At 35.8% G+C, this 23364-nt stretch carries 20 protein-coding genes, 1 tRNA gene and 2 pseudogenes; 10 read left to right on the top strand and 13 right to left on the bottom strand.

All coding sequences use genetic code 11. The features are described from left to right. Positions 1–12: 12 nt before the first annotated feature. From BN200_RS06710 to BN200_RS06735, 5 genes and pseudogenes are all read right to left on the bottom strand, one after another. Positions 13–1065, bottom strand: a complete 1053-nt coding sequence (locus BN200_RS06710; RefSeq protein WP_019221778.1) for a DNA polymerase III subunit delta' — start codon at positions 1063–1065, stop codon at positions 13–15. Then, the gene (gene tmk / locus BN200_RS06715) at positions 1062–1706 is read right to left on the bottom strand and encodes a dTMP kinase (protein WP_019221779.1); all 645 of its coding nucleotides are present in this window, start codon (positions 1704–1706) and stop codon (positions 1062–1064) included. The genes BN200_RS06710 and tmk overlap by 4 nt, the downstream gene beginning before the upstream one ends. Positions 1707–1737: 31 nt before the next feature. Then, entirely contained in the window at positions 1738–2901 is a 1164-nt protein-coding gene (locus tag BN200_RS06720; RefSeq protein ID WP_034989228.1) for a D-alanyl-D-alanine carboxypeptidase family protein, read from the bottom strand. 523 nt (positions 2902–3424) lie between these two features. Beyond that, positions 3425–4264: pseudogene (locus BN200_RS09925) on the bottom strand (septal ring lytic transglycosylase RlpA family protein). A gap of 607 nt (positions 4265–4871) precedes the next feature. After that, positions 4872–4947, bottom strand: a tRNA-Lys gene (locus BN200_RS06735). A gap of 886 nt (positions 4948–5833) precedes the next feature. Between BN200_RS06735 and lexA the strand changes: the two are divergent. Then, a pseudogene (gene lexA / locus BN200_RS06740) lies at positions 5834–6546 on the top strand (transcriptional repressor LexA). Positions 6547–7042: 496 nt separating this feature from the next. Next, a complete protein-coding gene (gene rimO, locus BN200_RS06745) occupies positions 7043–8356 on the top strand; it encodes a 30S ribosomal protein S12 methylthiotransferase RimO (RefSeq protein WP_019221783.1) in 1314 nt (437 codons plus the stop codon). A 98-nt stretch (positions 8357–8454) separates the two neighbouring features. Here the strand turns inward: rimO and ttcA are convergent, their stop codons facing one another. From ttcA to BN200_RS06765, 4 genes are all read right to left on the bottom strand, one after another. Further along, the gene (gene ttcA / locus BN200_RS06750) at positions 8455–9333 is read right to left on the bottom strand and encodes a tRNA 2-thiocytidine(32) synthetase TtcA (protein ID WP_034989236.1); all 879 of its coding nucleotides are present in this window, start codon (positions 9331–9333) and stop codon (positions 8455–8457) included. 268 nt (positions 9334–9601) lie between these two features. Then, a complete protein-coding gene (rpsD, locus tag BN200_RS06755) occupies positions 9602–10219 on the bottom strand; it encodes a 30S ribosomal protein S4 (protein ID WP_019221785.1) in 618 nt (205 codons plus the stop codon). A gap of 182 nt (positions 10220–10401) precedes the next feature. After that, positions 10402–11214 carry a glutamate racemase gene (gene murI, locus BN200_RS06760; RefSeq protein ID WP_019221786.1) on the bottom strand — a complete coding sequence of 271 codons (813 nt, stop codon included), beginning with the start codon at positions 11212–11214 and terminating at the stop codon, positions 10402–10404. Next, entirely contained in the window at positions 11207–12043 is an 837-nt protein-coding gene (locus BN200_RS06765; protein ID WP_019221787.1) for an RNA methyltransferase, read from the bottom strand. Before BN200_RS06765 ends, murI begins: the two co-directional genes overlap by 8 nt. Before the next feature lie 312 nt (positions 12044–12355). Between BN200_RS06765 and sfsA the strand changes: the two genes are divergently transcribed. Genes sfsA through radC form a run of 3 tightly spaced genes read left to right on the top strand, consistent with a single transcriptional unit; the run spans position 12356 to position 14701 of the window. Beyond that, a complete protein-coding gene (gene sfsA, locus BN200_RS06770; RefSeq protein ID WP_019221788.1) occupies positions 12356–13066 on the top strand; it encodes a DNA/RNA nuclease SfsA in 711 nt (236 codons plus the stop codon). Continuing rightward, positions 13059–13889 (top strand): type I methionyl aminopeptidase, encoded by an 831-nt coding sequence (gene map, locus BN200_RS06775; protein WP_019221789.1) that lies wholly within the window; start codon positions 13059–13061, stop codon positions 13887–13889. The genes sfsA and map overlap by 8 nt, the downstream gene beginning before the upstream one ends. A gap of 17 nt (positions 13890–13906) precedes the next feature. Further along, a complete protein-coding gene (gene radC / locus BN200_RS06780) occupies positions 13907–14701 on the top strand; it encodes a RadC family protein (RefSeq protein ID WP_019221790.1) in 795 nt (264 codons plus the stop codon). 42 nt (positions 14702–14743) lie between these two features. Here radC and BN200_RS06785 read toward each other — a convergent pair whose 3' ends face one another. From BN200_RS06785 to BN200_RS06800, 4 genes are all read right to left on the bottom strand, one after another. Next, on the bottom strand, positions 14744–14956 hold the full coding sequence (locus BN200_RS06785) for a DUF3126 family protein (RefSeq protein WP_019221791.1): 213 nt from the start codon (positions 14954–14956) through the stop codon (positions 14744–14746). 636 nt (positions 14957–15592) lie between these two features. Further along, positions 15593–16366: an alpha/beta fold hydrolase gene (locus BN200_RS06790; RefSeq protein WP_019221793.1), complete on the bottom strand. Its 774-nt coding sequence runs from the start codon at positions 16364–16366 to the stop codon at positions 15593–15595. Then, positions 16363–16881, bottom strand: coding sequence for a DUF192 domain-containing protein (locus tag BN200_RS06795; RefSeq protein ID WP_019221794.1), 519 nt, complete (start codon positions 16879–16881; stop codon positions 16363–16365). Before BN200_RS06795 ends, BN200_RS06790 begins: the two co-directional genes overlap by 4 nt. Positions 16882–17132: 251 nt before the next feature. Then, the gene (locus BN200_RS06800) at positions 17133–17708 is read right to left on the bottom strand and encodes a cold-shock protein (RefSeq protein ID WP_034989289.1); all 576 of its coding nucleotides are present in this window, start codon (positions 17706–17708) and stop codon (positions 17133–17135) included. A 319-nt stretch (positions 17709–18027) separates the two neighbouring features. On the opposite strand from BN200_RS06800, the gene BN200_RS06805 reads away from it, so the two are divergent. The 5 genes from BN200_RS06805 (at position 18028) to BN200_RS06825 (ending at position 22894) form a co-directional block, all read left to right on the top strand. Further along, positions 18028–19161 carry an ABC transporter substrate-binding protein gene (locus BN200_RS06805; RefSeq protein ID WP_019221796.1) on the top strand — a complete coding sequence of 378 codons (1134 nt, stop codon included), beginning with the start codon at positions 18028–18030 and terminating at the stop codon, positions 19159–19161. 122 nt (positions 19162–19283) lie between these two features. Beyond that, positions 19284–20360 (top strand): branched-chain amino acid ABC transporter permease, encoded by a 1077-nt coding sequence (locus BN200_RS06810; protein ID WP_019221797.1) that lies wholly within the window; start codon positions 19284–19286, stop codon positions 20358–20360. Beyond that, positions 20360–21418, top strand: coding sequence for a branched-chain amino acid ABC transporter permease (locus tag BN200_RS06815; RefSeq protein WP_019221798.1), 1059 nt, complete (start codon positions 20360–20362; stop codon positions 21416–21418). The genes BN200_RS06810 and BN200_RS06815 overlap by 1 nt, the downstream gene beginning before the upstream one ends. After that, a complete protein-coding gene (locus tag BN200_RS06820) occupies positions 21415–22197 on the top strand; it encodes an ABC transporter ATP-binding protein (protein WP_019221799.1) in 783 nt (260 codons plus the stop codon). The genes BN200_RS06815 and BN200_RS06820 overlap by 4 nt, the downstream gene beginning before the upstream one ends. After that, entirely contained in the window at positions 22184–22894 is a 711-nt protein-coding gene (locus tag BN200_RS06825) for an ABC transporter ATP-binding protein (RefSeq protein WP_019221800.1), read from the top strand. The genes BN200_RS06820 and BN200_RS06825 overlap by 14 nt, the downstream gene beginning before the upstream one ends. Positions 22895–23364 lie beyond the last annotated feature (470 nt).

A 23364-nucleotide genomic window follows, 5' to 3' on the forward strand; every position in this document is an offset into this window, starting at 1 on the left:
TTCATCAGATTGTCACGGAAAAACCTCTCCTTCACGAATGACCCTATGAACTCTAAAAAGCAAATTGATAATGAATTGCTTTTTATCAAGATTAAATGCTTGCATCTCCCCTATTTCTTGATGAATCTCCTGCCAGGCTTGTGCACATTTTTTTGAAAGAGCCAAATTCCCCCTTTCAGCGAGCATGATAACTTTTTTTTCAATTTTATCAAGAATTTCATCACAAAACTGTTGAAATTGAATCACGGAAGAAAGAGAGGAAAGCATCTGAGCAAGAGAGTGTACAATAGCTGGATTACAAACAGACTGTTCCAAGAGAGTATTAACAGTTTTAACAATTTCAAGCCCTCCATGAATCAGCAAAGCCGCTTTTCGAGGACTTCCATTGGATTTTTCAACAATCCTCTCAACAGTTTCTTCATCAGTTATATTTTGATTGGAAAACACATGGGTAATGACTTTTTTCATTTCATCATCGTGCAATGGTCGCAAAGAGATCTGTTGGCACCTTGAGCGAATTGTTGGGAGTAATTTTCCTAAAGAGTGAGTGATAATAATAAATAAAGTCTTTGCAGGAGGTTCTTCAAGTGTTTTGAGAATTGCATTTGCGGCGCTTCTATTCATATCATCGGCAGAATCAATGATAACAATACGCCACCTACTCTCTTGCGATGTTTGGTTTAAAAAATGTATAACATCGCGAATATCGTCAATGAGTATACCTGTTTTAAACTTTTGCGTTTTTATATCAAAGCGACGTGAAATGTGCAAAAAACCAGGATGACTTCCTTGTGTGATTTGACGCCATGTAATAGAATTATGCTCTGGTTGTAAAAAATTGCCCTTTTGAGAACTTAAAATATTCCATGCAAAGTGAAACGCCAATGTTGTCTTTCCAATCCCATACTCTCCTTCAAATAATAAGGCATGAGGTAAACGCTCTTCCTTAAGTATTTGTGCTAAAAAATGACGAGCAGCTTTATGGCCGAAGATCATATTATTCTGTGAAGATGATAAAACTGTATCAATATCATCATACTGGCGCAAAAAATTTATATTATTCATGGAAGCTGATCCAACATTATCTGATCACAAATATCTCTTATTTGCTGTGCAATAACTTCTATTGTATTTGTTCCATCAATCACACGAAATCTATGAGGCTCCTGTTTTGCCAATTGAAGAAAAGCTTGGCGCCTTTGCTCTTGAATTTTGAGTTCATCTTTTTCAAAATAATCGATTGTTTCTGCTTTTTTCCTTCGCAAATTTGCACGCTTCATACCACACGTTGCGGGCATATCTAACAAAAATGTTAGCTGAGGCTTTATTTTATTAAGTGCAAGACATTCTAAAACAGCAAGAGTAGAAGAATTCACTTTATCACTAAGTCCTTGGTAAACACGTGTAGAATCAATAAAACGGTCACATAAAACAACTTTACCTTTTTGCAAAGAAGGCATAATGACTTCACTAACATGATCAATGCGTGCTGCTGTAAGCAAAATCGCTTCAATTAAAGGCCCATACTGTTGTATTTGGCCTGACAATAAAATATTGCGTATTATTTCTGCACCTAGCGTTCCTCCTGGTTCTCGTGTTGTAAGAACATCATAGCCTTTGCTACACAGATGCTGAGCAAGCAAAGAAATTTGCGTTGTTTTTCCTACCCCCTCCCCTCCTTCAAATGTGATAAAATAACCAGACACGTATCAACCTTAACCTTTAATTTAGCATGTATTATAGGTATTTCCGTAACCACCCGATTGTTATTTCATAGAATGCATTTTTTGCTTTTGCAAAAAATCCTCCTTCCTGGACAGTTTTTCCAGCAAAAACCGGTTTTTCGAGAAGAACCTTTTTATCCTGTAAAATTTGAAGAACACCAACCGGTTGTCCTGCAATGATAGGAGCCTTTAATGGACCATGATATTTAATTTTTGCTTTAACAGTTGTCTTTTTTTCATTCGAAAATAGAAAGTTTATCGGCTCTTTAATAATAAGAGAAACAGAATTTTGCACCCCACCATAAACAGAAGCATGGCCAACCGTTTCTCCTTTTGTAAAAATTGTTTTAAGATCAAAAGCTGTCATTCCCCATTGAAGAATGCGTTCTACTTCTTTTGTGTGTCCTTTACCATCTTGCAAACCATTTATTGCTAAAAAAAGGCGCCGATGATTGTTATAAGCAGCAACAACCATTGAAAAACCTTCTTCTTCACTGTAGCCAAAACCAAATCCTTCTACACCAATTGCTTTAGAGATAAGAGGATTTTTATTCCGTTGAAAAATCTTATTCCAAGTAAAGTGAGGTTCACGGTAAAGTGTATAATAATCGGGATATTCGCGAGCAATATGACGTGTTAGTGTCATCATATCGCGTAATGTCACAAACTGCCCCTCTTCAGGAAGCCCTGTTGGATTAATAAAATAGCTATGGATTAATCCCAGTGCTTTGGCTCGCTGATTCATTAATTTTGCGAAATCGGCTTCGCTTCCCGATACTCCTTCAGCAAGGGTAATAGCAGCATCATTCGCATTAACAATAATTAAACCACGCAAAAGATCAGAAACACTAATTTCTGTCTTCACTTTTGCAAACATAGTGGTTGTACCAGAAGGCGCTCCACCCTTGCGCCAAGCATTCTCACTCACCTTGAATGTTTGTGTGCTGTTTAACAATCCTTCTTTTAATTGATGAAATATGACTTCTGCTGTCATCAATTTTACTAATGACGCAGGAAAAAAAGGAATATTACTCTGTTTTTCAAAAAGTATGGTATCTGTATCATCATCTAGTAACAGCAATTGCGGTGCAGAAGTTTGAAAATCTTGTGCTCTCCCCCATCCATTCAATGTCAACATCCAAAATAAGGTACAAAAAACCCTTAATGTCGTATACATGACTGACCCTCCCGTATCTGAAGAATCAGTATAAAGAATAGTTTTTTACAAGAAAAGATTTGTTCTTTTTTTTAAATCAAGAATCACTTGCAAAAGAAAAGCGATTTTATTGTTGGTTCAGCTTTCTCAAAATAAAAGCAAAATAATACATTCGTTATTCGTACAGGATTTAAACTTTAATGTTTCAAAAACATGTAAAATATAAGAAAAATTTTTACTTCTTTGCACAGAGTAACAGCATCTTTGTTCGTGAGAAGCCTTCATGACTTCGAAGCCAAAATGGGTAGGCAAAGATTTTAAATTACTTAAAAAAGAGTGTAGGATTATAACAACTAGATTAGTGTTGCCTTTTATGAACAACATACACTCTCATTTGTCATTGACAATCCTACTCAAATTAATTTTTTGATCACTTCCCATTTAGAAGTTTTGCACGATGAAAAACCAACATCCCTATTAAAACAGGTGTAACTAATTTATCATTTCTTTTTTACTCAATTTATTTTCAGCTTATTGAAAGAGATTATTTTATAGAGGCTATCTGATCAAACAACAGTGGCTTATCAACAAGTACAGGACCGATCTCTGGTAATTTTATTGAAACAGTTTTACTAAGCTGCTTCTGTTCAACAACAGCTTTAACTGATTGTTTTTTACTATTGCTCTTCTCTAAGCTCTCTCTTTTTTGAAGAGTATCCGCTAACGCTAACGAATATGAACCAATATTTCCAGGCGTGTAAGAAGCCATTAAATAAGCAGCATCCTAGTATCCAACAGGTGCTTCAGCAATATACTCTACTTCAACGTCTGTTACGCCGGCATTTTCATAACCAAGTATTGCTGCGGCTTGCTTTGACAAATCAATGATTCTATCCTTCATAAAAGGACCACGATCATTTACTCTAACAATAAGTGAAGAACCATTTTTCAGATTGGTAACACGAGCATAGCTTGGTAAAGGCATTGTGGGGTGAGCAGCAGTCAAGAGATTCATATCATAAATCTCACCATTTGCTGTCAAACGCCCATGAAAGTCTGAACCATACCACGATGCTTGCCCAACACGTTTATAGGCTGGATCATGTTGAGGATAGTACCACTTGCCTTTTATTTGATAAGGCTTACCAACAACTGCACGCCCACTTTTCTTTTCTTTCGATGGGTTTTGTCTGCTTAGAACTTTCTTTGGTGGAATAACAGTTTTTGCACCAACTGCCTTATTATTACAGAAACTTTTTAATGTAAAATGCGCTATTTCACTTGAACAGCAAGACACCAATAACTGAGAAAAAGCTAACACAGAAACAAATTGAAACGTTGATTTAACAACGGAAGGAAATTCTTTTTTGCTGTTTAAAAGCATATTAAAACCCGCTTATTTTTGATTGCTCACCGCAAAAAATACGTCACACCTTCTGTATGCGATGGGAAGACTCATGATTTGGGATGATTCCCCTCGCGCCGCTATAATAGGCTTGAAATTTAATTTGAATCAAGAAATTAATTTATTGTTAATTATTTTTTGTTATCTGCCGTAAAAAATAAAGGCACTTTTAAAGATATTGTAATGAATAAAAAAATCATAAAATCAATATGTTAGTCAAAATAAATTCTTCTCATAATATAAGTTGTGAATAAGTAATATTTCTCTATATAAAAAGTACTAAACCACGAGCAACTAACCATAAATAAAGAAAAAATTGTAAATTAATAAATTCAGTAATAACTTGAGAAAGCTGACAGTAACAGCCGCAATCAGTATAAAAATTATAATATCACAACCCAAAGTGCTTTTAAACTGGATAGAAGACAGCATGGCATCGCTCTGAAACAGCAGAGAGAAAAAACTTAACAATAGAATCAATAAAAAACTGCAAAAGAATGCGATGTGTACAGAAAAATAAATTAAGAGAAAAGAGGGAAACAAAATTTCCGGACTTCATATATAATCTATTGATATCATTTAAAGTTGGTGAGCGCGCAGGGATTCGAACCCTGGACCTACTGATTAAAAGTCAGTTGCTCTACCAGCTGAGCTACGCGCTCTCATAAAAGCCATCTTGCTTATCGAAAGTGAGTGGAACATACGGTTGACTTTTGATTTGGTCAACACCTTTTGAAAAAAAAATATTTTTTGTTTTCGTTATCAATATTTTTTTGCTTTTCTTCTCTCCTTATAGTTGTATAAAAATTATTTTCTCTTTTAGAAAAAGGATAAAAGTAATAATTTGAAACATAAAATTCTTCATAGCTTCTAAAATGTGAAACAATGAACATTTTGAAATTATAAGGGAATTGGAAGAGATAGAAGTACGGTAAATCAGGCTAAATAAAGTAAATAAAAAACAACGATTTCCATTGTTATTTAGTGTATCTGTTAGAGAAGAAAAAGAAACATCTTATCAGAAATTAGAGATGTTGTTTTCTTCTCATGAGGTGTCTTTATCTTATAGTTTTCACATCTTTAGAGCTGCAATGAGCCGCTTGTATAACACTTTCATAGGCTTGTGGTATATTTTCTCTCATTTCTTAAAGTGGTTAGAACTTCGGTAATGTACGATCTTTGTACACCAAAAAAAGTCTATATTATGCGATCTGAATCAGAGACATAATAATGAGTTGAAGCAATCTTTAGAAATATTTCTCATGAACATAAAACAGGCTATCTTCAATCAATAAATCAAATATAGATATTTTTATTTAAAAATAAAATAGAAAAAAATAATATATAAACTGATTATAAAAATAAATTTAATTATTATTCATAATAAAATATATTATAAATAACTTATGATATTAATTATAATAAAAAATTAAATATAATAATATTAATTTAAATTATAAAATCAAAAAAATATATTTTTACTTTATATTGATTTAAATTAATATTTTTTATTCTCTAATTTTTTGATTCTTTTGAATGGAATAGTTAATGCTGACTCGTCAACAATATGAGCTCCTTTTGTTCATTAACAATCATATGAAAGAAACAGGCGTTCCCCCCTCCTTTGATGAAATGAAAATTGCATTAGAACTTACTTCAAAATCTGGCATTCATAGATTGATTACAGCCTTAGAAGAAAGGGGCTTTATACGCCGTTTGCGAAACCGTGCTCGTGCCGTGGAAGTTGTGCGACTTCCCGAAAAAATAACATTTAACCTTTCTTCAGCACGTAAAATTTCCCCTAGTGTAATAGAGAATCATAAAAAAAAATATCAAATGATTCCGATAATCTTGATAATTTGAATTTAAAAGATAAAAAAAACAGCATTATTCCCGTTATGGGCCGCATTGCTGCTGCTGTACCGATTTCCGCTATACAGCAACAGATAAAGACCCTTTCTTTGCCACAAGATATGATGAGCTTTGGTGAACATTATGCCCTAGAGGTCAAAGATGATTCTATGATTGAGGCTGGGATTCTAGATAAAGATATGATCATTGTTAGACGTCAAAATACAGCAACACCAGGCGAAATTATTGTTGCACTCATCGATAATGAAGAAGCAACCATCAAACGTTATTGGCGTAAAGGGATCTCTATTACATTGGAAGCTGCAAATCCACACTATGAAACACGCATCTACAGACCTGAGCGTGTACAGATACAAGGTAAGCTTATTGGACTTATTCGCAAATATTAAAAACAAAAAAATTGCTAAACCGCCTTGTTCTGTTCAATGAATAGTCTTTAAGTGCTTTTTATTGTGTTCTTTGCAAAGACACATTATATTGATTTAATTTATAAGAATAATTCATTGTTTTGCATATTGAATTAAGAAACCTGAATATTTCCATCCCCCAATATTGCTAACAGCCCTTGGTCCTTGAGATAGTTCATAAGAGGCCTTTTTAGTCCTTTCTTAATAGTTTTCTACCCACAGACTAATCCTGCTTTTGACATGCAAGCAAATAGTTTTGGTTGATTTAACATAAAACAGGTTCGGAATGAGAGAATTTTAGAATAATATGATGGTGCTGGCTTGTAGATTGATAAATTTCTATAGAAAAAGCAAATAACTTACAATAATAAGCTGTATTGTGTATGTATAAAAACCAAGAGAATTTTTATTCTTAATCAATTAAAAGTAACAAATAAAATTCAATCGTTATACAATATCATAATTTGCAGGGATTATCATGGCAGCACCTCGTATTAGTTTTGTTTCTCTTGGATGCCCCAAAGCACTTGTAGATTCGGAGCGAATTATTACGAGTCTTCGATCTGAAGGTTATGAAATTTCACGCAAACATCAAGGTGCTGATCTTGTTATTGTGAATACTTGTGGTTTTCTTGATTCTGCTCGAAATGAATCCCTCGCCAATATTGATGAAGCCCTTAAAAAAAATGGAAAAGTCATTGTAACTGGTTGTCTTGGTGCTGATCCCGATGTTATTCGCCAAGCATATCCTAATGTCTTGGCCATTACAGGACCACAAGCCTATGAAAGTGTTATACAAGCAGTTCATACAGCAATTCCTCCTGTTCATGATCCTTTTGTAGATTTAGTTCCCCCTCAAGGGATTCGCTTGACACCTCGCCATTATGCTTATTTAAAAATTTCTGAAGGGTGCTCTAATCGATGTAGCTTTTGTATTATCCCTACCCTGCGCGGTAATCTTATGTCACGCCCTATCAATGATGTTCTTCGTGAGGCTGAAAAACTTGTACAAGCAGGTGTAAAAGAGCTTTTAGTTATTTCACAAGATACAAGTGCTTACGGTATTGATCTGAAATATTTGGAAACTCCTTGGAAAGACCGCACAGTAAAAACAAAGTTTTTCGATCTTTGTCGCGAATTAGGCAATATGGGCATTTGGATACGCATGCATTATGTCTATCCGTATCCTCATGTTGATGATGTCATTGAATTTATGGCAGAAAGGAAAATTCTTCCTTATCTAGATATTCCTTTTCAGCACGCATCACCAACTGTTCTACGCAACATGAAACGTCCTGCTCTTGTAAAAAAAATAAATCGTAGAATTGAGAAATGGCGAATAATTTGTCCAGATCTCACTTTGCGATCTACATTTATTGTTGGTTTTCCTGGCGAAACTGATGAAGATTTTAATATGCTTCTTGAATGGTTAGACGAAATCAAAATTGAACGTGCCGGCTGCTTTAAATATGAACAAGTAAAAGGTGCTGTTGCAAATGATTTGAGATTAGAAAGCATTCCTGAAGAAGTAAAGGAAAATCGCTGGCATCGCTTTATGGCAAAACAACAAAAAATTTCTACTCATCTTTTAAAGAAAAAAGTTGGCAAAAGACTTCGAGTTCTTATCGATGAAAGTCAAGGAAAAATAGCGAAAGGCCGTAGTCAATATGATGCTCCAGAAATAGATGGCATTGTACATATATCGTCACGACGCCCCTTACGTGTTGGTGAATTTGTCACTGTAAAAATTGAACGATCAGATGCCTATGATCTCTATGGCATCGCAGTCTGAAATTATAAAGCCCTTGCTTAGATTTATTTTTATGAAGATCAAAGCCGATATGATTTTACCGTGTGTATATCGTTATAACTGCCATTTACGTGAAATCTTTAGAATAAATTTTTAAAATCAAAAAATTTTTTATCAAGCAAATGGCTCGGACGCACATTTGTTAAAGCGCGAATCATAGTATCTTTACGTCCTGGCATTTTTTTTTCAATATCTTTTAACATTTCCTTCATTGCATTACGTTGCAAACCATCTTGGCTCCCGCAAAGATTACAAGGAATGATAGGAAATTTCATCGCTTGAGAAAATTTTTCCATATCCTCTTCAGCAGCATAAACAAGAGGGCGCAAAACAAAAAGATCTCCTTCATCGTTTCTAAGCTTTCCTGGCATAGCTGCTAATCGCCCCCCATGAAACAAATTCATAAAAAATGTTTCCAAAACATCATCACGGTGATGCCCCAGCACTAATGCTGAACATCCCTCTTCACGTGCAATACGGTATAAATTGCCTCGTCGCAATCGAGAACAAAGAGAACAATATGTTTGCGTGTGTGCCAATTTATCTGTCACAACTGAATAGGTATCTTGATATTCAATACGATGCGGAATTTGATAAGAATTTAAAAAGTTCGGAAGAATATGTTTTGGGAACCCTGGCTGTCCCTGATCAAGATTACAGGCTAAAATTTCAACAGGCAAAAGACCACGCCACTTCAAATCTAGAAGCAGTGCTAGTAAACCATAAGAGTCTTTTCCACCTGATAAAGCAACAAGCCATTTTTTTCCTGATGAAAGCATAGAAAAATCATCAAATGCCTGCCGTATATGACGCAAAAGCCGTTTGCGTAATTTATTAAATTCTACAGTTGAAGGAGCAATCCGAAATATTGGATGACAATCATCAGCTTCCCTTACTAAAGGATCAGCTCTTTTTACATTCTCTTCCATTTCCTGATATTCAACTGAAACATTATTGATAACAACACCATATTCTGCACAATAAACAGCTTATTCTGTAAGTACTAGAAAAAACAACAGAGATAAAGCAGTGAAATCTCTATTTATCTGAGCTTAAAATGAGAAATGCAAAAAAGTGGAACTATAAAAGTCATATTGCTACCAAGATAACAACAAACTTAATATAGCACCACTTACAAAAAAATCACTTATTCACTTCACAGTTTATAAAGCAACATAATATTTTTCACTGTGTGAAAAACAGAAAAAAAGACTCAACTGTAAACATTTATCGAGAATAAAATTCAACAACCAAATTAGGTTCCATTTGCACAGCATAAGGAACGTCTGCAAAAGCAGGAACTCGGGTAAAAGTTGCTTTCATATGATTGTGATCAGCTTCAATATATTCAGGAACATCCCGTTCAGCCAATTGCACAGATTCCAAAACTAAAACAAGCTGTTTAGATTTTTCACGAACCTCAATAACATCACCTGGCTTACAGAGATATGATTGAATATTGGTGCGTCGACCATTTACATTAACATGACCATGATTGATAAATTGGCGAGAAGCAAAAATCGTCGGGACAAATTTTGCACGATAGACGACAGCATCCAACCGCGATTCCAAAAGTCCTATAAGATTTTCACCAGTATCACCACGCCGACGAGCAGCTTCTTCATAAGTTTTACGGAATTGTTTTTCTGAAATATCACCGTAAAACCCTTTTAATTTCTGCTTAGCGCGCAATTGCACACCATAATCAGAAAGTTTCCCTTTACGGCGCTGTCCATGCTGACCTGGACCATAGTCACGGCGATTAACAGGAGATTTTGGACGCCCCCAAATATTCTCTCCCATACGGCGGTCAATTTTATATTTTGTTGTTTCGCGCTTACTCATCGCATTTCCTTTAAAATAAAAAACAAGATCTCACGATAAGATCTCAAGGAAACGCGCCCTCCTCTGCCTTCAAAAATAAAGACTGACAGAATATCTCAACACATAACATGCAAAGTTATCCACGGGACACGTCAATTCATGCCGTTTTCTTGAAAGAAAAAGCTAAAATAACTTTATTAATCTCACACCTCAAAGTCAACTCCTTTCGTGATATTTAAGCTAAATTTTTTTAACAAACGCTTCGTTGAAGCAGTGACATTTTGCGATGTAAATAATGCAAAATCTTTATGCTTTTTTATGGTTTGGTGATGCACTTTTTTCGGTAATAATGATCTTGTGTGTTTAGCGATAGCATTTGAAGGATCTATCCATTGAACAGGCCATAAAGCTTGTTCACGAAAGAAGTGAATCAAAAAAGGATAGTGTGTACACGCTAACACAATAATATCAGTGTATTTGCCATTTTTCTCAACAAAGCACGGAAGGATTTCATTACGCAGTTCTTCCAAATCGACAGATTTTCCACGTAAATAATTTTCAGCAAATTCAGCAAGTTTGTCACTTCCAACAAGCTGAACATGACACTGATCTGCAAAGGAATTGATTAATTCCTGTGTATATGTACGTTTAACAGTTCCAGGAGTGGCTAACACTGAAATCAAACCAGATTTTGTTTGCTCTGCGGCCAATTTAATTGCAGGAACTGTTCCTACAAAAAGAATATGAGGAAATTTTTTTCGTAAATCTTCCATCATAAGTGTAGAAACTGTATTGCAAGCGATTACACATAAGGCAGGATTATAAACTGTTAAAAGATTTTTAAAAATCTTTAAAATGCGATTTTTTAGAACATTTTCTTCCCGGTTCCCATAAGGAAATCCAATATCATCAGCAACATAAATAAACTGCTTTTCAGGGATAAGAGTACGCGCTTCCCTCAAAACCGTTAAACCACCAACGCCACTATCAAAAAAAAGAATAGGCTGTTCATCCATCAGTTTTCACACTTATTTTTAATTTTTGACGATCACGATCTACGGGTGCACCGCTTCCTCGTGGACATTGAGGTGAAAAATGATCCAGTGAAGATATAATCCCCCTTAGCAAGCGAACCTCAGATTCACTAAAATGGGCACGGGTAAAAACAGAGCGTAGATTCGCAAGCATCACCTCTTTGCGTTCTCGGGGTCTAAAATATCCACGGATATCCAAAGCATCTTCTAACTGAGATAAAAAACCATGAAATGTTGCTTTATTCGCTGGCTCCATTTGTGCTGCTCGAAAAGCCGTATCGCTTGCATTCTCTAAACCTGATTTCATCCATTCGTAAGACATAAGCAAAACCGCTTGTGCAATATTGAGTGATGCAAAAGCCGGATTTACTGGAAAAGTGATGATTTCATCAACAAGACTGATCTCATCATTCTCTAATCCCCACCTCTCTCTTCCAAATAAAATACCCGTTTTATGCCCGAGATTTTCACGCTGACGTAATATACTTGCTGCTTCAACAGCACTTTTTACAGTTTTAAAACCACATCTTTCACGTGCTGTTGTGGCAAAAACGTAGTGTAAATCTGCGATCGCATCACGTAATGTATCAAAAATTACGACATCGTTGATGACGTGATCTGCTTTACTTGCAGCAGCTTTGGCTTTTTCATTTGGAAATTCTTCTCGAGGTTTAACTAAACGAAGCTTAGAGAGCCCAAAATTTGCCATTGCCCTTGCTACCATACCAATATTTTCAGGCAGCTGTGGCTCAACTAAAATAATAATTGGCCCATTTGTTAAATTCTTACGATTCTTATTGGTTCCAGCCATTATAATTATAATCCTATTGCCATTTTTTTGAACGTAACTTTCCTAAAATGACATATTTCATGCAATAACCTTAAAAAAAACAACTTTCAATCAATGTTACCTTTTCACTCAGAAAGTGTGAATTTAAAGGGATTAATAATAAATTGTAAAAGTAAAAAATGAATTTTGCTGCTTAAATTCAGATCTGCTTAAATTCAGATTAAGTGATCTCATAACATTTTTTGTACCAATATTGCTTTGTTTAACATGTTATAAGGATTACAATCATCATTTAAGTTGCATTATGAAATTAGACCTTCTAAATTAAAGAATATGCTCTTTATTCCTAAACTTTTTCCCGCAAAACTTATTTGTCGTTATAAACGTTTTCTCGCTGATGTTAAACAAGAAGATCAGCACATCTTCACCGTATCGGTTCCTAATACAGGATCGATGCTTGGATTAACAACCCCCAATTCCAATATTTGGCTTTCATATCACAACAATTCCCAACGAAAATACGCATATCAATTGGAAATTATTGAGGCAAATAATACCTTGGTTGGAATCAATACAACTTTACCCAACAAACTTGCGTTGGAAGCAATTGAAAATGATTTACTACCAGAATTAAACGGATACAAAACAATCTTGAAAGAACAACGTTATGGTCTACAATCACGCATTGATTTTCTTCTGCGTGATGACATCCTACCTGACTGTTATCTAGAAATTAAAAATGTTCATTTTATCCGCCAAAAGGGGCTTGCAGAATTTCCTGATACTGAAACAAAACGGGGCACACGTCATCTCGAAGAGCTGATAAAAATCGTGCAACAGGGAAAACGAGCCGTTATGCTTTATGTGATTCAACGGGAGGATTGCTCAGCTTTTACAATTTGTCGTGATCTTGATCCAGTTTATGGACGTAAATTTGATTTAGCATTAGAATCAGGAGTAGAATTTTATGCAATAAAATGTCAGGTAAGCGTAGAAGGTATTTTTCCAATTCAGCGCGTGAAAATAGAAAACAGAGATGGTTGATTATATTGAATATCATAAAATACCCTTAAAATTTAATGGGAAAATCCGCATTTTTGATGACTATGCTTTTGATAAAATGCGGAAAGTTGGCTGTATTGCTGCGGAATGTCTCGATGCACTTACGGATATTATTAAGCCTGGCGTCACTACGCAAGAGATTGATGATTTTGTATTTACTTTTGGTGCTGAGCGAGGAGCTCTTCCTGCTGATTTAAATTATCATGGATATGGACACTCATGTTGTACATCCATCAATCATGTTGTTTGTCATGGTATCCCTAATAAAAGACCCTTACAAGAAGGCGATATTGTGAATGTTGATGTAACTTTTATTCTGGATGGTTGGCATGGCGATTCAAGCCGCATGTATCCTGTTGGGAAAATCAGACGTGCTGCAGAGCGCTTGCTCAAAATAACCTATGAAAGTCTCATGAAAGGAATTGCTGCAGTTAAACCTGGAGCAACCACAGGTGATATTGGTGCAGCAATACAACGTTATGCAGAGTCTGAACGATGCTCAATTGTGAGAGACTTTTGTGGACATGGAATCGGTCAGCTTTTTCACGATGCACCGAATATCCTGCATTATGGAAATCCTGGAGAGGGAATAGAACTCAAACAAGGTATGATGTTTACAATTGAACCAATGATTAATCTTGGGAAACCGCAAGTTAAGATTTTATCTGATGGTTGGACTGCCGTTACACGTGATAGGTCCCTTACTGCACAGTATGAACATACAATTGGTGTAACAAACGAAGGGTGCGAAATATTTACACAATCTCCTAAAAATATTTTTTATATTCCAAATTTACATGTTTAAATAAATATAGAAATGCCATGGCTAAAAAATTAAGTAAAAAGGGAGACAGTCAAAGTAATGATTTTGCATTAACCTCAAGTGCCCCAGGTGATCCGACACCAGAAATAAAAAGCGCGAAATTTCAGAAAAGTTCACAGCCTCATAAGCATTATCAGGGACATCGTGAACGTCTTCGTAAACGTTATTTAAAGTCAAAAGGAAATGCAATTGAAGATTATGAATATCTTGAACTACTGCTTTTTCGCACGATACCTCGCGCTAATACAAAACCAATAGCGAAGAGCTTAATAGCACATTTTGGCTCATTAGCCGATGTATTAGGTGCTGATATTCATAGGCTTCAAGAGGTTCAAGGATGTGGTCCAGCGACTGCAATAGATTTAAAAATTATTTCAGATGTTGCAGGACGTCTTATTCGCGCGCAATTATTTAAACGTGATATTTTTTCATCATGGGATCAAGTATTAGCTTATTGTAAAGCTGTCATGGCACACGAAACACGAGAACAATTTCGTGTGTTATTTCTTGATAAGAAAAATGGTTTGCTTGCTGATGAAGTACAACAAACTGGAACAATCGATCATACACCAGTCTATCCCCGTGAAGTAATTTCCCGAGCTTTGCAATTGTCTGCATCTGGACTGATTTTGGTTCACAATCACCCCTCCGGTGATGCAACACCTTCTAAAGCGGATATAACAACAACGTATAGATTAAAAGATGCAGCAAATGCATTAGGAATCACTGTTCATGACCACCTTATTATAGCACGCAATAATTATACGAGCTTTAAAGAATTAAAGTTGATATAAACTCTTTGGATAAAAAAATTCATAAAAATTTCTCATCATAAATCAATTTTCTAAATCAATATCCAATATAGCCATTGAGAAATTATAGGACAATTCATTTTCATCTTCATCTCGATAGATAACACCTAAAAATTCATCCCCGATATAAACCTCACAAGAATCACCCTTTTTAGGCCGAGCTCTCACCTGCAATGCTGAATTTTGGAATGTGTTTTTTAAATAACTGTCAAGTTTTTTTATTTCATCAGCATTCACTTTACTCTCCTGTTTTTTTAGATGATTAATTTAATTCTTTATCAGCAAATAAGATACTCCTAAGATTCTGTAAAGAGGGTAAAAAAAATCAGTCTTAGTCTTTGATTTGCCTTCTCTTCAAAATAAAGTTATTTGCGTTTTTTGCTGAATGTCCTTTATTAAAAGAGCTCATCATTGTTAAATATACTCATATAGATTACAAAAATAAAAAAATGGCTAGAGAAAAGCATAAACTTTGAATAATTTTACTTTATCCCCAATTTCAGTATCTGCGTTTACAAGCATATTTAGGCAAAACATCGGTCAATGAGTGTAATTTTTGCTCTTTTTAAACAAAAGAGAATTTCATTAAACAAAAGCACTCTCCTTTTTACAACTGTTTTGTTTACCACAAAATCTTGTTACATAATTAAAAAATAATTCCCTTTAACTAATTGCATTAAGGTACTCAATTTAATATATAAAAAAGGAAATTATTCTTATAAAAAATAACTTTCCAAGAATTTTTACTGCTATTCTCTTCAGTTTTGCATAGAAATATCCCTCGCGCAAAAGCTAAATGCTCTGAACACTATTGTTATCTCATACAAGATTATACGAATCAGTGATATTAAAGGCTCTAAACTGTGAAGAGTTCTATAGGATAGGATGACGAGAGAGGAAGTCGATAACGCCTCTTTTATAAACCTTATCTCCTACAGCCAACATATGATCTCGTTTAGGAATTGATATTGCCTCCCCAAGAGGCAATAAAGCGGCTAATGGTTCTGCTGCACCACCAATTTCATCTAATGAACCAACAGCTACAAGTGCTGGTTGCTTAATTTTGTAAACCTCAGTTGCTGTTAACTCTTGTTTTGACGTGATAATACAAGCAGCAAGAGCGCGTCTATCACTTTTCGTTTGCTCTGCAAATTTACGAAACATCAAACCACGCGGATTGGTAATGGTAGAAATGTCTTCTGCTAAAAGAGCCTCAGCAACAGGTTCCCAACTTCCTGCTCCTGTTACCATACCAATTCCCAAGCCACCAAAAACGACGCTGTGTACATATGTTGGATACAAAAGAGCCATAAATGCGCTAATTCGAGCTCCCATGGAATATCCCATGACATGGGCTTTCGATAATTTTAAATGCCGTAATAATTGCATTGCATCGCTAGCCATAGCTTGAGGTGTGTAAAAAGAAGGGTCATAACTTTTAACAGAATCTCCATGTCCGCGGTTATCAAGAGCGATAACACGATATCCTGCTTCTGTAAGGGTACGAAACCAACCGGTTGCATACCAATTCACCCGTGCAGAAGATCCAAAACCATGAATCAACAAAATAGGCGTGCCCTGTCCTTCTTCTCGATAAGCAAAACGCAAACTGTCATATTCAAAAAAACAAATATCCTCTGCTGTCATTTTTTATCACTTTCACATTTGCCACAAATAGCAGGATGAAGAACACGTTGTCCTTTTTCTATTTGTTTTTCAGAAACTTCACCAGCATTAACTTCAAGCGCAAAAGTTGCAGGGACTCCCGATGAAATAGTATTTGTTGAAAATGGAGAGGTTTTTTCAACAATCGATACGATAATTCCCTCAGCGTTTAAAAAAATCATATCTAAGGGTAAAGATGTATTTGCCATCCACATAAAAAACTGCTGCTTATTCTTTACTCCCCTATTTCCTTGCTGCCTAAAGAGCATTGCGCGATTACGTGGGAAATCAGTGCGATACATTAAACCTGCTGCGGCTTGCGACTGTGTAAAAGCAATCTCTACCTTGTAAGAAATTATTCCTTGTTTTGTTTGTATCTCTAAAGGAATCGGATCAACTGGGAGCTCTAAAGGCTTCTTGGCTATAGCCAAATTTACTGCTAGTATAAAATATACCGCCAATAAAACGGCACCCACCCTTTTTAAAAAAATCAACATTTTTATCTTTTCATCCAACAAACAAACCTTTAGCTTCTCTTGATATAAAGCAAAAAGCTATAGAATTCAAAAAGAAGAAAAATAAGACATTTACAGTTTCACCATTTTCAGTACGCTATGAACAATCAGCAGCAATTTTACAAATATGTTTTCTCTTGCACATACGATTGCTCACGATTGCTAAAGTTGTTTGCACTCAAACTCATACCTCTTTCTCAAAAACACAGAGTATGTAGCTTTAAGAGTGCAACTCAATGTGTAGAAAATGGGATTCCTATATCCGGATAAATTTCCGCTGTCATCAAGCCTTTTTCCCCTTTGCCAAAACGGACAAGAACAACTTGACCAGAGCGAAGCTCTGCTAACCCAAAACGACGCAATGTCTCCATATGAACAAAAATATCCTCTGTTCCCTGTCCACGGCTTAGAAAACCAAATCCCTTATCACGATTAAACCATTTAACAATTGCGCGTTCTAAACCACTTTCTGGAGTAACAACAACATGCGTCCGAGCTGGAATTTCTGCAGGATGAATCGCAGATGAACAATCTATAGATTTCACTTGAACGCACTTTAACCCTCGTTCAGTTTTTTCTACAGCACAAACAACTTTAGCACCCTCTAAAGCTGTTTGAAAGCCGTCCCTGCGCATTACCGTAACGTGCAGTAAGATATCGGGACAATTCGGTAAATCAGGCACAATAAATCCATACCCCTTACTCCCATCAAACCACTTAATGACACCACTGATTTCAATAATCTCACCACAAGCACTTATACTGTCTTCAGACAGGGAATAATCCTTTAATGCATCTTTACTCGCCATAATAAAACGTGATCCTGTAGGTATAAATTGCATGATATTGATTCTTTAATGTCTCAGTAAACATTGTGATTGTATCAACACGCAAGCCCCAAGATTAAGATTTCCCCATATTGTCGTATTTTCTATTGTTAACATCATCCCATAGAGCTAATAAAGTGTTTGATTATACGCTTAACGTATCTTAAGAGGTGTTTTTTACTGAAAGAGAGATCATACAAAAGATTTTTTTAACAATGCGATTTTCATTCATGTGTAACTTGCATGATAAAGAAGTTCGCGATAAAGTGCAAAAATCACAATTAACTAAGGAAGTTGCCCAATGCAATTGAGGAGAATTTTTGCTACAGTTACAGCTGTAATGACACTCTTAACAAATGTTTATGCAAGTGATTCCATTAAGATTGGTGTTTATCTTCCGTTAAGTGGTCAAAATGCATTTGGGGGGCAGCTTGAAATTAGAGGCATAGAGTTAGCACACAAAAAAGTTCCAGAGATATTAGGACGTAAGGTAGAACTTATTGTTGTTGATAATAAATCGGATAAAGTGGAAGCTGCAAATGCTGTTATGCGCTTAACTGCAAGTGATAAAGTAAGCGGAATTATTGGGAGTTACGGCTCTTCACTTTCATTGGCTGGTGGAGAAATATCCGAAAAGGCGAGAACTCCAACTATTGCAACTTCTTCAACCAGTCCGCTTGTTACACAAGGTAAAAAATATTACTTTCGTGCTTGTTTCATTGATTCCTACCAAGGTGTAGGGATTGCAACTTATGCAATTCAAACTTTGCATGCAAAAAAAGCCGCTATACTCAAAGATATATCGAATGATTATGCCATTGGTCTTGCCAGTTATTTTGTGCGTTCTTTTAAAAAATTAGGTGGTGAGATTATTTCAGATTTAAACTATAATTCTGGAGATCAGGATTTTTCAGCTGTTCTTACACAGATTATAGCGCAAAATCCTGATGTCTTATTTATTCCATCCTATTTTTCTGAAGGTGCCATCATCATGAAACAAGCACGTGAATTAGGGGCGAAGTTTCGAATTATGGGCGGAGATGCCATGGATAATCCAGAAACCATTACAATTGCAGGAAAGGCTGCAGAGGGCTTTCTACATACAACACTCCCTTACAGTGAAGATATGCCAAATATGTCAGAGGCTGCAAAAGAATTCACGAAAGAATGGAAAGCAGCTTATCCTGATAAAAAACCAAACATCAATTCTGTTTTGGGATACACAAGTTATATGATGTTTATCAAAGCTATTGAAAATGCTGGCAGTGCCGATCGTGAAAAAATCACTATTGAACTGAGCAAATTAAAAGATTTCCAAACACCCTTTGGTGATATGTCTATGGATGAAAACCATAACCCTAAAATTCCTATCGGTGTTATTGAAATAAAAGATGGAAAACGTGTCTATTTAGATGAAGTCAAACCTGCTTTTTAGAAAAATCAAAAAATCTTATTAATCAAAATACGAGAATTAGTTGGGAATTGTTGTTCGATAAAATCGTCTTTTGATTGCCTCTTTCATTTCTATTTGAATTAACAAATGCGGAAGGACAAGAGATGAGCACTGAAATGTTCATCCAGTATTTTTTTAATGCACTTGCATTAGGAGCCCTTTATGGGCTTATCGCAATTGGTTACACCATGGTCTATGGTATTCTAAGACTCATTAATTTTGCTCATGGTGATATTTTTATGCTAGGGGCATATTTTGTTTTCTTTTCCACAATCAGTTTTATCCCTGCTTGGGCTGCTGTTCTTCTGATATTGTTAGCTCTTTTCGTTTACTATTCAGTGTTTATAGGGTTTAAAAAACGCCCTAAAATTTATTGGGTTACTGTTTTTTTCACTTTGATTTTAGCGTTCATTTATTATTTTAAAATTGCGCCACAAGATTTCACACCAATTTGGATGTTAGCTCTTTGTTTTTCGATTTTTATCACAAGTGCAGTAGGTATTACTATCGATCAATTTGCCTATAGACCTCTGCGTCATGCTCCACGTATTTCAGCGCTTATTGGTGCAATAGGAGTTTCCTTTTTTATTGAAAATCTTGCTACCGTAATTTTTAGCGGTGTCCCAAAGGGGGTAAAACAACCAGATTTTCTTGTGACACCATTCCTATGGCATTTAGGGGCTGGGGAAAGTGGAGTTATTAGAATTGCTCCCATGTCTCTGATTGTTCCAATTGTTTCGGTTGTTCTTATTATATTGCTGTTATGGATTATCCATAAGACAAAACCTGGTCTTGCTATGCGTGCAATTTCTCATGATATTGAAACGACTCGTTTGATGGGTGTTTCTGTCAATAAAGTCATTGCTTTCACTTTTGGGATAGGTTCGGCACTTGCAGCTATTGCAGGCATCATGTGGGCTTTGCGTTATCCTCAAATTCAACCTTATATGGGCATTCTTCCTGGACTCAAAGCATTTATTGCAGCTGTTATCGGGGGTATTGGTTCAATTCCAGGAGCAATGTTGGGGGGATTGTTACTAGGATTTATTGAAATTATGATTGTCGCATTCTTTCCCGCACTCTCCGGATACCGAGATGCCTTCGCATTTATTTTATTAATTCTGATTTTATTGGTAATGCCTACTGGTTTGATGGGCAAAAAAAGTCAGGAGAAAATTTGATGGCAAAATCAGCTTCAATTTTTTTATCTTGTATCAGTATTCTTGTTCTTATCGGTTTTCTATTTTACGCTGATAGCCACTTTAATGATTACACACTGCGTGTCATCAATCTTATCGCTATCAATGCGATATTAGCAATTTCACTGAATTTGATTTACGGTTTCACAGGCATGTTTTCTCTTGGACATGCTGGCTTTATGGCTATTGGCGCTTATGTATGCGCAATTTTGCTTCTTTCTCCTGAACAAAAAGAAATGATGTGGATTCTTGACCCTATAGCTGAGCCGTTGCATAATCTACAGTTACCTTTTTTTGTGGCTGTTGTTATAAGTGGTCTGTGTGCTGCGGTTGTAGGTTTATTGATTGCCCTTCCTATTTTACGTCTTGGTGGAGATTATCTTGGAATTGCAACATTGGGCTTTGCAGAAATTATTCGTATTGTTATTACAAACGCGACATCTCTAACAAATGGTTCTTTAGGAATCAAAGGAATACCTCAAAATGCAACATTATGGTGGAACTATGGTTGGTTAGCATTTACAGTCGTCTTCATTACTCTTTTACTGCGAAGCAATACTGGTAATGTATTGCGTGCTATTCGTGATGATGAAATAGCAGCCAAAACAATGGGGATTAACGCTTTTTTCTACCGTAGCTTTTCCTTCACTGTGGGGGCGTTTTTTGCCGGTGTTGGAGGAGCATTAATGGCTGCTCTGATTTCAACAATCGATCCCAAAATGTTCAATTTTCTCCTTACCTTTAATATTTTGATGATTGTTGTTGCTGGAGGACTTGGTTCGATTACAGGCAGTATTGTTGGGAGCGTTATTATTACAGTTATGCTTGAGTGGCTTCGCATTATTGAGAGTCCATTTGATTTAGGTTTTATACATATTCCAGAAACACCAGGGCTCCGGATGGTCGTTTTCTCTCTTTTATTGCTCGTCATTATCTTATTTTGGCGAAAAGGATTGTTCGGACAACATGAATTCTCATGGAATTGCATTTATGGTTTTTTTAAACGCAAGAAGCTCTCTAATCCTGAAGGAAAGCTATGAACGACACTATCCTTTCACTCAATAATATCGTAATGCGTTTTGGCGGATTGGTTGCTGTAAATAATATTAATATGGCTATCAAACGGGGGACAATTACTGGTTTAATTGGTCCTAATGGTGCGGGGAAAACAACTGTTTTTAATATGATTTCCGGATTTTATGCGCCTACCAGTGGAACCATTCTTTTTGATGGAAAAAAAGTTTCTGGAGCACCTCCTTATATTATCTGCAAGCGCCATATTGCGCGAACATTTCAAAACATTCGCCTTTTTTCAGGGCTAACAGTTTTACAAAATGTTATGGTAGGGGCTCATGTTCGCCAAAAACATCCGTGGTTTGCTTCAGCTCTGTTTTTTTCTAAAGCCGTGAAAGAGAAAAGAGAAATCTATAAAAATTCGATGGAACTGCTTGAGCGTCTGCAGCTTGATCACCTTGCCAATCAATCTGCAATGACTTTGCCTTATGGTGTGCAACGACGTTTAGAGATTGCACGGGCTCTTGCAACAAAACCTAAATTACTGCTTCTTGATGAACCTGTTGCTGGTATGAATCCACAGGAAAGTAAAGAGCTTAGAAAATTCATAGCAAAAGTGCAAAAAGATTTTGACCTTACAATTTTGCTTATAGAACACGATATGAAAGTTGTTATGGGGCTTTGCCAATATATTTTAGTAATGGAATATGGCTGTTGCATTGCCAATGGTACACCAGATGAAATTCGTAACAACCCTAAAGTTATAGAAGCTTATCTTGGCGGAGATTTCTATGAATATTCTTAAAATTAAAAATCTTCACGTTAATTATGGTGCCATTAAAGCTATTCAAAATCTTTCTATGTCTATAAAAAAGGGCAGTATAGTTACTTTAATTGGTGCCAATGGAGCAGGAAAAAGTAGTATTGTACGTTCTATTACAGGGCTTAATCGATCTGTTTGTGGAGAGATTATTTATAAAGATGAGTCCATTATTAAAAAATCACCAGAGAACATTTTGCGGTTGGGAATTGCTGTTAGCCCTGAAGGACGGCGCATTATGCCCCATCTGACTGTTTTAGAAAATCTTCATCTAGGTGCTTATATCCGCCATGATAAGTTGGGGGTTGCACGTGATATCGAATGGGTATTTGATCTCTTTCCGCGCCTGCGTGAGAGAGCAAAGCAGTTAGGAGGAACGATGTCGGGTGGTGAACAACAAATGCTCGCTGTAGGGCGCGCACTCATGAGTAATCCTGATATGGTGATATTAGATGAACCCTCTCTTGGGTTAGCCCCACTTCTTGTTCGAGAAATTTTTTCGATTATCCGAAAAATTAATGATATGGGAAAAACCGTTCTTCTTATTGAACAAAATGCATTTGCAGCGCTTTCCATTGCTCATTATGCTTATATTCTGGAAGTTGGTCATATTTTATTTCATGGTGAAGGAAAAGCTATGCTTTCTGATCCTCGTGTTAAAGAAGCATATCTTGGTGGATAAGTAACATAGGTAACGATTAAGCTTAAATGTCGCCCCTTTAGCGTACTTATTTCTCTATATGAGGAGAAATATCGTTTTTAATCTTTATATACTCTCTCAAAGTTCGAGATAGATTTTTTCACTTGTTTCCAAATAGTTCTTAAATTTATCGGGGAACACGATTGCAAGATGTCGTAACATTCTTGAGTGAAGAAAAGTTCTTTATTACTTTTTTATAAAAAGAACCTATAAATTTATAAAGGGAATCCATAAATTCTTCTAAAAAAGACTGTTTACCAAAAAAACATTTATAATACTGTATATTTCATAGCTTGTTTCACAGTCTTTTGTGATTGCTTGTTTTTCTAAAATCAATTGAAGATTGGCTCTCTTGCTCAGTAAATAGCTTTTCTAATAAAACTCTCACTCAATTTCAGAAACAGCATGCGTTGCTAATCTTGAGTTTAAGCAATTTGAAAGAAAAGCTTTTT

It is taken from the genome of Bartonella senegalensis OS02 (assembly GCF_000312545.1).
In the GTDB taxonomy this organism is placed as follows: Bacteria; Pseudomonadota; Alphaproteobacteria; order Rhizobiales; family Rhizobiaceae; genus Bartonella; species Bartonella senegalensis.